The sequence below is a fragment of the Croceitalea dokdonensis DOKDO 023 genome (assembly GCF_001306415.1).
GTDB classification, from domain to species: domain Bacteria; phylum Bacteroidota; class Bacteroidia; order Flavobacteriales; family Flavobacteriaceae; genus Croceitalea; species Croceitalea dokdonensis.
Genome location: NZ_LDJX01000004.1, coordinates 138505 through 150668 on the forward strand (window position 1 = coordinate 138505; position 12164 = coordinate 150668).

General features: G+C 42.7%; 10 protein-coding genes. 2 read left to right on the top strand and 8 right to left on the bottom strand.

Annotated elements, in window-relative coordinates; all coding sequences use genetic code 11:
• Window positions 1-80 precede the first annotated feature (80 nt).
• The 5 genes from I595_RS09665 to I595_RS09685 all read right to left on the bottom strand — a co-directional run bounded on the left by I595_RS09665 (window position 81) and on the right by I595_RS09685 (window position 3716).
• Window positions 81-509 (bottom strand): Hsp20/alpha crystallin family protein, encoded by a 429-nt coding sequence (locus I595_RS09665; RefSeq protein WP_054559225.1) that lies wholly within the window; start codon window positions 507-509, stop codon window positions 81-83.
• A gap of 111 nt (window positions 510-620) precedes the next feature.
• On the bottom strand, window positions 621-1022 hold the full coding sequence (locus I595_RS09670) for a hypothetical protein (RefSeq protein WP_054559441.1): 402 nt from the start codon (window positions 1020-1022) through the stop codon (window positions 621-623).
• Window positions 1023-1184: 162 nt separating this feature from the next.
• A complete protein-coding gene (locus I595_RS09675) occupies window positions 1185-1520 on the bottom strand; it encodes a hypothetical protein (RefSeq protein ID WP_054559226.1) in 336 nt (111 codons plus the stop codon).
• 257 nt (window positions 1521-1777) lie between these two features.
• Window positions 1778-2971, bottom strand: a complete 1194-nt coding sequence (gene sucC / locus I595_RS09680) for an ADP-forming succinate--CoA ligase subunit beta (protein ID WP_054559227.1) — start codon at window positions 2969-2971, stop codon at window positions 1778-1780.
• Window positions 2972-3074: 103 nt separating this feature from the next.
• The gene (locus I595_RS09685) at window positions 3075-3716 is read right to left on the bottom strand and encodes an LON peptidase substrate-binding domain-containing protein (RefSeq protein ID WP_054559228.1); all 642 of its coding nucleotides are present in this window, start codon (window positions 3714-3716) and stop codon (window positions 3075-3077) included.
• Window positions 3717-3871: 155 nt separating this feature from the next.
• On the opposite strand from I595_RS09685, the gene lysA reads away from it, so the two are divergent.
• Both lysA and I595_RS09695 read left to right on the top strand, forming a co-directional pair.
• Window positions 3872-5113: a diaminopimelate decarboxylase gene (gene lysA, locus I595_RS09690; protein ID WP_054559229.1), complete on the top strand. Its 1242-nt coding sequence runs from the start codon at window positions 3872-3874 to the stop codon at window positions 5111-5113.
• A gap of 59 nt (window positions 5114-5172) precedes the next feature.
• Window positions 5173-5682: a thioredoxin family protein gene (locus I595_RS09695; RefSeq protein ID WP_054559230.1), complete on the top strand. Its 510-nt coding sequence runs from the start codon at window positions 5173-5175 to the stop codon at window positions 5680-5682.
• Window positions 5683-5758: 76 nt separating this feature from the next.
• On the opposite strand, the gene I595_RS09700 is transcribed toward I595_RS09695, so the two are convergent.
• From I595_RS09700 to guaB, 3 genes are all read right to left on the bottom strand, one after another.
• Complete coding sequence (locus I595_RS09700) at window positions 5759-9397, bottom strand: ABC transporter permease/M1 family aminopeptidase (protein ID WP_054559231.1); 3639 nt, start codon at window positions 9395-9397, stop codon at window positions 5759-5761.
• A 25-nt stretch (window positions 9398-9422) separates the two neighbouring features.
• Window positions 9423-10310, bottom strand: a complete 888-nt coding sequence (locus I595_RS09705) for an ABC transporter ATP-binding protein (RefSeq protein WP_054559442.1) — start codon at window positions 10308-10310, stop codon at window positions 9423-9425.
• 365 nt (window positions 10311-10675) lie between these two features.
• A complete protein-coding gene (gene guaB / locus I595_RS09710; protein WP_054559232.1) occupies window positions 10676-12148 on the bottom strand; it encodes an IMP dehydrogenase in 1473 nt (490 codons plus the stop codon).
• Between the last annotated feature and the right edge of the window lie 16 nt (window positions 12149-12164).

Below are 12164 nucleotides of genomic sequence, written 5' to 3' on the forward strand. Positions count from 1 at the left end.
ACCCCAAATACATGGGATAACGCTCTACTCAACTAACCAACTAAACAACCAACATTGTGGCCAACCAAGGCCACAAATCTTTATGCAATTTCAATGAAACGTTTTGGCTTTGGAAGTGCTTCCTCTTTTTTGGGCAGTACCAAACGGAGGATGCCATTTTCGTAAGTTGCATTTATCTTACCTCCATCCACGGATTCCGGTAGGGTAAATGCCCTTTTAAAACTTTGGTAACTAAACTCCCTTCGCGTAAAATGGACGTTTTCTTCCTTCTCTTTCTCCTCTTTTTTAATAGAGGACACCGTAAGGGTTTCGTTGTCTAATTCAATGTTAAAATCTTCCTTGGTGAAACCGGGAACGGCAAACGCTAACCTAAAGTCGTTCTCGTTTTCCACGATATTGACAGCAGGCACGGACGCTTGCGTATTTTCAAGGCCACCAAACCAGTCTGGGTACAAAAGATTGTTCATTAAACTTGGGAAAATGGTATGATTTGCTTTTACTAAACTCATGATATTTTATTTTTAATTAAACTCACGAGCTAAAGGACAAAGAATATACCAAAGGAAAAAACTGCCTTTATGACATGTTTTATAGGTTAATAAATGTCATAATGTCATTTATCAGTTCTGATAGGCCTTAAATATCCCCAGCAACACATCAGGAGGGATAATTTTATTGGGGTATTGGTGCATGACTTCCAAGACCTGGGAAATGGCGTTGGGCGGCAAGCCCATTCGGAGGCCAATATTGTGGAGCCTGGCCACTTCTGCGGCCTGTTGCTCGTTATCCACGTTCATCAATAGCAAAAGCCTATGAAATTGCACAATCTTATCTAATTGTGAAAAGGTCTTTTTAATTGGTCTTCTGCCCTTTAACAACTTGTCAAGGGATGCTTTTTTAACCTCCAAAAGATGGGCAATGCTCAACAAGAAATCGTATTCTGAATCCTTAATGGTCAGATCAACTTGAGCGAACTCTATCAATTCACTTAAAATGCCCAGTTTGTCTTCGTAGGTATACATTTGGAACAACTTACCTAATAATAACTCCCAGAACATCAATTTCGTATATAAAAAATCCTGAATGTGATTCAGGATTCTTTACTACTCCAAATAATTTAGCTTAGGGCAAGCCGAAGGGTATTTTACCTTTTGGTCATGCGGTAAACGGCTAACCAACCATTCCTAAGCCTTTATTCTTACCGGCACCGTATATACCTTACCCGGTTTTACATTGGCGACATCGGCTTTCTTGTAATTCAACCTATTTTTCACAAAACCTTCAAGTGCTAGGTTCTCGGTTTCCACGGAAAGCACTACAATCTCGCCTTTGTTGTTGATCGTAAACCTCACATTTGCTATCATATCGGTGTTCACCCTAAACGTGTTCTCCTTTAACAAACTTTGAATTTGTGTTGATAATTCTGAAGCGGGGTTCTTAACCTCAGTAACGGGGTTAGCGGATAGTGTAGAAACGGACAATAAGGCAATGGCCATAACAGTTAAACTAATTTTTCTCATGATTTCGTTTTTTAAATGATTATTAATTGATGATTATGTAGAAAAGACGGCTCATAATTAAAAATGTTACATGAATTGTCCAATTTTAACAATTATAGTCCAAAAACAAACCTAATTATGTCCTGTTGCCATAGCTATTGCCGCTGCTCAACGCCCTAGCTTATTAGCTCAATAGCTCTCTATCGATATCCCAAATAATGCATAAAAAAAAGAGCGATGCCACGGCATCGCTCCCAAATCTTTACCTAGTCGCAGTATTACACCAAAACCTCCTTGACCTTATCTGCCGCCTCTTGGAACTGCACTGCGGAATGCACGGCAAGTCCGGAATTGTCAATAATCTCTTTGGCCAGTTCTGCATTGGTTCCCTGTAATCTAACGATGATAGGGACTTTAATGGCATCCCCCATATTTTTATACGCGTCAACTACGCCCTGTGCCACACGGTCACAACGTACAATGCCACCAAAAATATTGATTAAAATGGCTTTAACATTAGGGTCTTTTAATATGATACGGAAGGCCTCCTCTACCCTTTTGGCATCTGCGGTACCACCTACATCCAAAAAGTTTGCCGGTTCCCCACCTGCCATCTTGATTAAATCCATTGTGGCCATGGCAAGTCCTGCCCCATTGACCATACAACCCACATTTCCATCTAGGTCTACATAATTGAGGCCAACCGCCCTAGCTTCCACCTCAATAGGATTTTCTTCCCTTAAATCTCGCATTTCCGCGTATTGCTTTCTTCTGTAAAGGGCATTGTCATCTATGGAAACCTTGGCGTCCACTGCCATGATTTTATCATCCGATGTTTTGAGGACAGGATTAATTTCAAACATACTGCTGTCACTCTCCACATATGCGGTGTACAAAGCGGAGACAAATTTGGTCATCTCCTTAAATGCTGTTCCAGAAAGCCCTAGGTTAAAGGCTATTTTTCTTGCTTGGAAAGGCATAAGGCCCACTGCCGGGTCTATCTCCTCAGTAAAAATCAAATGTGGGGTCTTCTCTGCTACCTCTTCTATATCCATTCCCCCCTCTGTGGAATACATGATCATATTTCTACCCGTACCACGGTTCAATAGCACGGACATATAAAACTCATTGGTTTCGCTATCACCAGGATAGTAGACGTCTTCGGCGATTAAAACCTGGTGGACCTTTTTACCTTCGGCAGAAGTTTGCGGGGTAATTAGATTCATCCCGATAATGCTGCCTGCTATTTCCTCTACCTCTTTAAGGTTTTTGGCCAATTTTACGCCACCACCCTTACCACGGCCACCCGCATGCACTTGGGCCTTAATGACATGCCATCCCGTTCCTGTTTCTTGGGTGAGCTGTTTTGCCGCATCTACGGCTTCCTTGGCATTATGGGCAACTATACCGCGCTGGATGCGGACGCCAAAGCTGGCTAAAATTTCTTTACCTTGATATTCGTGGAGGTTCATAGAGCTATCGTTTTGTTAAGGTGCAAAAATAGGAAACCACCCTTAGATTTTATAATTATTTGGCTGTGATTTCCGTTTGACCAAATCAACGAAAGTAAAAGCCTTAGTTAAGGGTGAAGTCTTCAAAATCCAAAGGGTCAAAGTTTTTAAAATGCCCATTCATTTCTATCACGGCCTTGGTCGTATTTATCTGCTCCAAAACGGCAATGGTACTTTGTAGATGATCATCAATATAATGTAGCCTTTCCGTTTCATTGGTTAGTTGCAACAACTCATATTCCTGCTCAAAGGAAAGTCCCATTTTATGGGCAAAAGCATAGCTATTGAATTTATCAAAAGGAACTTGGGGCATTTCTACCGCCATTAAATCATACAAAACCTTGATTCTTTTGAGCACCTGCTTCCGCAGTCCTTCGTCCGCATCGTTATCCGCCTCTAAAAAAGATACCACTGCCCCGGCGTATAGCTTACCGGGCATCCTGTTTTCAAAATCCAAGACCCTAAACACTTGTCTGGCAATACAGATGACATCCATTTCACCGCCTTCATAAGTATTTACCACCTCTACCAACTGCACCTCCGTACCATATTCAATGGTTTTATCCTTGAATACCGGAATCCCAAAAGTAAGGGCCTCCTCACGGCAATCATTTATCAATTGCCGATACCTAGGTTCAAAAATATGCAAGGGAACGGTTTCACCCGGAAAAAAAATGGACTGCAATGGAAACATCGGTAACTTCATAGGGCATTTTTTTGGCTAAATTAAAGACCATTTTGGAAATGAAAGCTATTTTTAGATTGTTATTTTTGTAACATTTTGTTGTATTAATCAATTTTCTGTTCTTATTTTTGTTTCCTTAATAAGCTCCTTTTAGTTTAGGCCTAAATTACAAGACCATGGACACGTCCACCCTATTAAAAATCAGCAAGGAATTTGGTGCTCCCTTATACGTTTATGACGCTGAGAAAATAAGCTCACAGTACCAAAGACTCACCCAAGCGTTTAAAGATGTACCACAATTACGCTTAAACTATGCTTGCAAAGCCTTGTCCAATTTATCCGTCCTACGTTTGCTCAACAGTTTGGGCAGTGGTTTGGACACCGTATCCATCCAAGAGGTGAAATTGGGCTTATTGGCGGGTTTTAAACCAGAGGCCATTATTTACACCCCAAATGGCGTTTCCTTAGAGGAAATTGAAGAAGCTGCGGCACTAGGAGTGCAAATTAATATTGATAACCTTTCTGTCTTGGAACAGTTTGGCAGTAAGCACCCGGACATTCCAGTTTGTATCCGCATCAATCCACACGTGATGGCGGGCGGAAACTCCAACATTTCCGTAGGGCATATTGATTCTAAATTTGGAATCAGTATTCACCAAATACCGCATTTATTGCGCATTGTGGACCTTACCAAAATGAACATCAACGGCATTCATATGCACACGGGTAGTGATATTTTGGATATCGATGTTTTTCTATACGCCTCTGAAATCCTTTTTGAAACGGCCAAGAATTTTAAGCAATTGGATTTTATCGATTTTGGCAGTGGCTTTAAGGTACCCTATAAAAAAGGAGATATTGAAACCAATGTAGAGGAATTGGGCAAAAAACTCACCAAACGATTCAATGAGTTCTGTGCCGACTATGGCAAACCGCTGACCCTTGCTTTTGAACCGGGCAAATTTTTAGTGAGTGAAGCCGGCTTTTTTTTAGCCAAGGTTAATGTGGTAAAACAAACTACATCCACGGTATTTGCAAGCGTTGACTCCGGGTTTAACCATCTGATTCGCCCAATGCTTTACGGCTCAACACACGAGATTATCAACATTTCCAATCCACAGGGCCGTGAACGTTACTATTCCGTTGTGGGCTATATCTGTGAAACGGACACCTTTGCTAGCAACAGACGTATCAACGAGATTACAGAGGGTGATGTATTGGCCTTTAAGAACGCCGGTGCCTATTGCTTTACCATGGCAAGTAATTACAACTCCAGGTATAGGCCGGCAGAGGTCCTTTACCATAAGGGCAAGGCACATTTGATACGCAAGAGGGAAACCTTTGACGATATCCTGCATAACCAGGTGGACATAGCCCATGTTTTTGAGGATGATAAGTCCACCGTAGGTACGAAATAATCTGGCATAATTTTCGTTAGGTTTACCATAAGACATCGACTGTCACTAAAATTTAACGTATGCGTATTTTTATCCTTTGTTTATGGGTTCTCACCTCTGCCTCATTGACCGCACAAGAAGTAAAATGGATTTCTTGGAGTGAGGCCGTTGCCCTAACCAAGACCGAAGCCAACCCTAAGAAGGTTTTTGTAGATGTCTATACCGATTGGTGCGGTTGGTGTAAAAAAATGGACAAGGACACCTTTCAAAACCCTGAAGTGGCCGCTTACATGGCCCAAAACTATTACATGGTAAAAATGGATGCCGAAGCAAAAGAGCCCATTGAATATGACGGCAGAACCTTTAAGTACGTTGCGCAAGGACGCAGGGGATACCATGAATTGGCCGCTGCCCTGTTGCAAGGCAAAATGAGTTATCCTACGGTCATATTTCTGGATGAAGACCTTAAAATGCTCTCTCCGGTGCCTGGATATCAAAAAGTGGGACCGTTCTTGGAAATTGCTAAATATTTTGGCGAAAACATTTATAAGGATAAAGATTGGAAAACCTATTCCAGCGCAGGAAAATAAAAGACCTTAAAAAAGAGACGCCCTCCCCTTAGCGGGAAAGACGTTAACCTCCATTTTTATTTTCCATTTGTCGGCACTAGTCCTCCTGCTCTACCTCCACCATATTATCATCTGGAATTCTATCGATCATTTTGTTATAGGGATCGATACCTACTTTGGCAGGACGCTTATCTACCTGAAAGGAATACCTGGTCTCCCCCGGTTGTACCCACAGCTTTTTCAATAGCAGGGGACGTTTAACGGTGAGCCCTTTGTTGTTGACTGTATCGGTCTGGAATATCCCTATTTCCAAGAGGTTTGGACGCTCCGGACTATCCAAGGTTTTGCCAAGACCGTCATAATAATTTTTAGCACTTTCCACATCAAAACTTACTTCAAAGGTACCATCGGCATTTTCCTTAAAGGTGGCGTCCTTAGCTTTATTGGAGTACAAGGTAATTTTTTCAAAACTGTCCTTTAAATAATACTGTAAGCTATCGGGAGTCGCCCGTTTTAAATATTCATACCACTCATGGGTGGTAGTAAAAGGTGCTTTGGGTCTAAAAGCGGCTTCTTTTACATAGGCTTTAAATTGCTGGTTTAAGGAATCTTCGCCCACCAAATCTTGCAGCGCATATAACACGAGGCCTCCCTTACGATACCAAACATAGGACTGTGTATCATTATCCAATAGGGTCTTTTCGAATTTGCTCTCAAAAGCGCGACTGCTCAAATACCTATCCAGTTCCTCCTTTAAAAATCGTTGCATCGCATCTACGCCATATTCTTTTTTCATCACCATTAAAGAAGAGTACTCTGCCATGGTCTCCGATATCTGGTTGGCCCCCCGCGTTGCCGAGGGTGTTATCTGGTGCCCCCACCACTGGTGGGCCACCTCATGGGCGGTCACCGTGAACAGATAGTCCAGGTCATTGGGGTCACTAAAATCCCCAACCCAACCAAAACTTTCTGCAAAAGGCACCGTATTCGGAAACGACTGGGCAAATGTGGAATATCGTGGAAATTCCAGGATACGAATCTGACGGTACTGATAAGGCCCGTAATTCTCCGTAAAGTAATCCATGGATTTCTTGACCCCGTTCACAAACCTATCTATATTATAGGTATGGCTTGGATGATGAAAAATCTCTATGGCCACCGCATTGCCGTTTTTACCCTTCCAAGTTTCCCGGTGCACCTGGTACCTAGCTGAGGAAATATTATAAAAGAAATCCATCTCACCTTCCATCTCGTAAGTGAAATAACTTCTTCCATTCTCCTTCCATTCTTTGGTTAAGTAACCTGGTAACACCGCTATCTGGTCCCCAGCGGTGCTTACGGTACCTTTAAAGGTAATGTAATCGGCATCATCATTAAACAAGAGGTTACTGGTACCCCAATCGTCTGTCTGTTCCGGTAATTGGTAGTCTTTGACCGGAAGCTCATATTTCTTACGGTCTTGATCGCTAGAGAGTTCGCCGCTAGCATTATAACCAAAGGATGGAAAAAAACCATCATTTAGAAAAGTTCCGTTATATACCAGTGAAGAACCGGAACCTTCATTGGGAAAACCGTTGTAATAGGCAGAAACATCCAATACCATGGTCAGGGTATCACCTGGCTGCATAGGTGTGCTAAAATTATAGATCTTATATCCATAATCCCCGTATTCCTTTTTGAGTACTGGTTCGCTTCCCTGAACGGTAAATTGGTTCACCTCTTTTTTTAACAGCCCTTCCGCTCCCCAGTTTAAATGTAAGCTTTCAATAACCTCATCGGTCTTATTGGTCATGGTAAAAACCGATTTGATTCGCGCCTTTCGTTCTTCGGGAGCCAAATCAGCCTTTAAATCAATAGCTACTACTTTGGGCTGCGCTATTTTATCATATGCTATCAACTCTTTTTCATAGTTGGCCCGCGCTAGGGTAGCCTCGTCATCCGTTACGTACTTATTAATGGTCTTGATATTAGTCCAAATAAATACCCCAATAGCGATAAAGGCTATAAGACAAGTACCCATGAGACCCATAGTTTGCCAGTTTAATCTGCTTTTGGCGACCTGAAGCCTAGCTTTGACACCAGAATCCGTGCCTCGTTTCCAAAACAAATAGCCTAATACTGTAAGCAGCCCACCGCAGGCCAGCCAATAGGTTTTAAACCATAGCAGCGCCTTGGTAAAGTGGCCAAAACCGTTCATATCCGAAATGGTATAGCCCGGTGCATAACTATAGAAATACATGTTATTATCAATCTCTGCCAACGAATTGATACCAAACAAAAGCACCCAAATAGCAATGGCAATTACATGGCCCAAAAACTTTTTGGTGACCACGGCATGCACAAAGAATGCCAGCATTACAAAACTGATGTACTTGGGAAATTCAAACAGGTATAGTTCTTTGAAGTACATACCAAACTCAAAATTGAAATACCCTTGGAGCACTTGATTAAGTACCCCGCTAACCAAAATCATGTTCACCAAAATAAAACTGATGAGTACCAAGGCCAAAAATTTTGAGCCGTAAACGATACGATTGGGTATGGGCAAAGAGCCAAAAATCTGGTCGTATTTCACGCCCCTTTCCCTGTGCATTACCTCACCGGTCATAAATACAATGAGCACAAAGACCAAAATAATATAGGTAAAGTCTTTAACCTCTAACATGTAATACGTTAAGGGCAAGGAAGGTGTGCCGTAAATTGGGGCTCCAAAATACCCGTCAAAAAATAAGAACGCTACCGCCGCAATCAGTATGGCCTTAAAGAAATTATCACCGATTATATTCTTGAATTCCATCCAAGTAAGCTTGAACAACAATTTTAAATTTTGGGCGCTACCAAACACCTTTTGCACCTTAGGTATTTTGGTAAGAGCCGCGCCACCCCTCACCGTATCTTTAATTAGTTTCTTTCCTGATTTTAGATTTTTACTAAGAAAGGACTGAAAATTGAATCTAAACAAGGTGAAAATAAACAGGGCTATGCTGATACCAATCCACATGATTCTGTTCCAGAACAAAAGCCCTTCAAAAGGTATCAATTGGGTATTCTGTTCCTCTGGGGTCCAGTACTCTATTAAATTATTTAAACTGGTAAAACCAAAGGGGTCCAACAGGCTGGTAATGGTTTTATTGTCTATATCCTGGGTAAGGGTAAGAGTGACCAAATACGTAATGAACAAAAGTGCCCCACCAGCATACGCCAACATTACTCGTTTGGTAAGGCTTACCAAGGCAAAAAAGATGGTGCCGGCAAAAAACAGATTGGTCCAATAGATAATGAGTGTAGGCTGTAAGTAATGCCATAAGTTCAGGGAAGTATACCGATCTGCCTCCACATAACCCGCATAGGGACCTATGAACGCCCCGATGATAAGTCCAAGGTGCAGGCCTGAACTTACTAAAAAGAGGGTGGTCATACTCCCAAAAAAACGTCCTAACAAGTATCCCTTTTCCGAGATGGGAAAGGAAAAAAAGTAGTTGTCCGTTTTATGCTCAATATCACGATATACAGGTACGCCCATGATGGCACTTGCAATCATAATAGCGAAAATACTGATGGTACCAAGGGTCGTTGCAATGGCAACAGGCGCATTTACAAATACCTTTTCCGATGCGGGCCCATTATCACCAATGGCTACGAACAGCCCAAACAAAAATAAGATTCCAAAGTAGGCCCAGGTGGCGGGTCTTTTTAAACGGTATTTGATTTCGAAAAGAAAAATTTCCTTAAACATAATTGCTGGATTTTTATGGGTTGAACTATGCAGAAATGGTTTCCATTCGCGAAGTAATCTCAGCAAAATAAACGTCTTCTAAATTGGCAACGCTAGCCTCAAAAGTGGCGTCAGGTCGTTCATCACTTAACACATGTATCACGGTTTTACCTGCCTTTAAATGGGTAGATATTACCTGTAGGTCTGCCTGATAGGATGGAAGCTCTTGTTTTTGTACAGACTTCTTCCAAATACGGCCTTTTACGGCCTGTGTCAATTCAGCGGGATTACCCTTGGCCACCACTTCGCCCAAACAAATGATGGCCATGTTATTACAGAGGTTTGAAATATCCTCTACAATATGGGTGGAAAGGATGACGATGGTATTCTCACCTATTTCACTTAACAAATTATGAAAGCGCACCCTTTCGGCCGGGTCCAAGCCAGCAGTGGGCTCATCAACTATAATCAATTGGGGTTCCCCAATCAATGCTTGGGCAATACCAAAACGTTGTTTCATACCTCCAGAATAGGTCCCAAGGCTTTTGTTCCTAACGTGCCACAGATTGGTTTTGGTCAAAAGGGATTCTACCAAATCCTTGCGCTCGCCCTTGCTGGAAATTCCTTTTAAAGAAGCAATATGATCCAACATGGTGTAGGAGCTCACCTTAGGGTATACCCCAAACTCTTGCGGCAAGTAGCCAAGAATTTGCCTAACTTTTTCCTTGTCCTTGAGCACGTCTATTTCCCCTAAGGTCACAGTGCCTTCATCCGCCTCTTGCAAAGTGGCCAAGGTTCTCATTAAAGAAGATTTACCGGCACCGTTTGGCCCCAAAAGGCCAAACATGCCGCTAGGTATGGTTAAATTCACTCCCTTTAAAGCCTGTACCCCGTTGGAGTAGGTTTTACTTAAATCCTGAATGTGTAGTTGCATTTGATGTGGTTTAGTTGTTGTGATTTTTGGAGTTTGAACAGGCAAGAACGACACGATACCACCAATAAAATGGGCAGGATTGCTTTAAGCCATTCAAAATCGCCTGAATGTATTCAAAAAATTTGAGATATCAAACAGCAATTTGGTATGGAAATACTTTATTTTCAAATGGTTAGATTGATACAGGAAACATGACCTAGGGAAAGGGCAATAGCGCTAGGGTATTTTGTACACCGTTGATGATAAAACCACCAAATAGAACGCTAGTTTAGTCCGATGTATGCGTACTTTATCCTAATCTGGCTTTTTTAAAACGGACTTGGTTGTTTATCAGTCGTATTAAACCACCTTAAGGCACCTCCGCCTTACCTACTGTAATTAGGGCTCTCTTTGGTAATGGTCACGTCATGAGGATGGCTTTCATTGATACCACTAGCGGTAATCTTTACAAAGCGACCGGTTTGTTTTAGGGTTTCGATGTCCTTGGCTCCGCAGTAGCCCATACCGGCCCTGAGCCCACCAACAAATTGATGGATGCTCTCAAAAAGGTCCCCTTTATAGGGAACACGCCCCACGATACCTTCCGGAACCAATTTTTTGATATCATCTTCCACATCTTGGAAATACCGGTCTTTGGAGCCTTGCTTCATGGCCTCTACCGAACCCATCCCGCGGTAACTTTTAAACTTTCGGCCTTCATAAATAATGGTTTCGCCCGGACTTTCTTTGGTGCCTGCCAATAGTGAGCCCAACATCACGGTATCCGCACCGGCGGCTATGGCCTTAGGGATATCCCCCGTATATCTGATTCCCCCATCTGCTATGACGGGAACCCCGGAACCTTTAATGGCCGCGGCCACTTCTAAAACCGCCGAGAATTGGGGAAAACCTACTCCTGCCACCACACGGGTTGTGCATATAGAACCTGGGCCGATACCCACCTTAACGGCATCTGCACCGGCATTTACCAGATATTTTGCAGCTTCGCCAGTAGCGATGTTTCCTACAATGACCTCAAGGTCCGGAAAATGTTTCTTAACCTCTTTTAATACCATGACCACCCCTTTGGTGTGCCCATGGGCGGTATCAATGACCACTGCATCCACACCTGCCTTAACCAAGGCTGCTGCCCTGTCTACGGCATCTGCGGTAACCCCCAACGCAGCCGCAACGCGAAGCCTACCGTATTGGTCTTTGTTAGCGATTGGTTTTTGGGTCAGTTTGGTAATATCCCGGAATGTGATCAATCCTACCAACTTTTGGTGGTCATCTACCACAGGGAGTTTTTCTATTTTGTGCTCTTGTAAAATATCTTCTGCCTCCCCAAGGGTTGTTCCCGCTTTTGCAGTGACCAAATTTTCGGAGGTCATGACCTCCGCAATGGGTCTTTCGTTATTTTTTTCGAAACGCAAATCCCTATTGGTGACGATACCTATTAGCTTTCCGGCCTTGTCCACTATAGGGATACCGCCTATGCTATGTTCTTTCATACTGGCCTTGGCGTCTTTCACCAAACTGTCTAGCGGTAAGGTCACAGGGTCTAAAATCATTCCGCTTTCTGCCCGCTTCACACGCCTCACCTTCATGGCCTGATCTTCAATCGTCATATTTTTGTGCAGCACCCCGATACCCCCTTCCTGGGCCATGGCAATGGCCATTCTGGATTCCGTTACCGTATCCATGGCAGCGGATATGATAGGAACGTTAATAGTGATATTTCTGGTAAATTTAGATTGGATATTGACCTCCCTGGGCAATACTTCTGAAAAAGCCGGGACTAAAAGTACATCGTCATAAGTAAGACCTTCGCCAACTATTTTATTTAGGTGAGCCTGCATAGCAATTACGGATTAA

Excerpts from the sequence above, each read along its gene's own strand:
- guaB (WP_054559232.1), bottom strand. The coding sequence starts at position 12,148 with ATGCAGGCTCACCTAAATAAAATAGTTGGCGAAGGTCTTACTTATGAC.
- I595_RS09665 (WP_054559225.1), bottom strand. The coding sequence starts at position 509 with ATGAGTTTAGTAAAAGCAAATCATACCATTTTCCCAAGTTTAATGAAC.
- I595_RS09700 (WP_054559231.1), bottom strand. The coding sequence starts at position 9,397 with ATGTTTAAGGAAATTTTTCTTTTCGAAATCAAATACCGTTTAAAAAGA.
- I595_RS09675 (WP_054559226.1), bottom strand. The coding sequence starts at position 1,520 with ATGAGAAAAATTAGTTTAACTGTTATGGCCATTGCCTTATTGTCCGTT.
- sucC (WP_054559227.1), bottom strand. The coding sequence starts at position 2,971 with ATGAACCTCCACGAATATCAAGGTAAAGAAATTTTAGCCAGCTTTGGC.
- I595_RS09705 (WP_054559442.1), bottom strand. The coding sequence starts at position 10,310 with ATGCAACTACACATTCAGGATTTAAGTAAAACCTACTCCAACGGGGTA.
- I595_RS09685 (WP_054559228.1), bottom strand. The coding sequence starts at position 3,716 with ATGAAGTTACCGATGTTTCCATTGCAGTCCATTTTTTTTCCGGGTGAA.
- lysA (WP_054559229.1), top strand. The coding sequence starts at position 3,872 with ATGGACACGTCCACCCTATTAAAAATCAGCAAGGAATTTGGTGCTCCC.
- I595_RS09695 (WP_054559230.1), top strand. The coding sequence starts at position 5,173 with ATGCGTATTTTTATCCTTTGTTTATGGGTTCTCACCTCTGCCTCATTG.
- I595_RS09670 (WP_054559441.1), bottom strand. The coding sequence starts at position 1,022 with ATGTATACCTACGAAGACAAACTGGGCATTTTAAGTGAATTGATAGAG.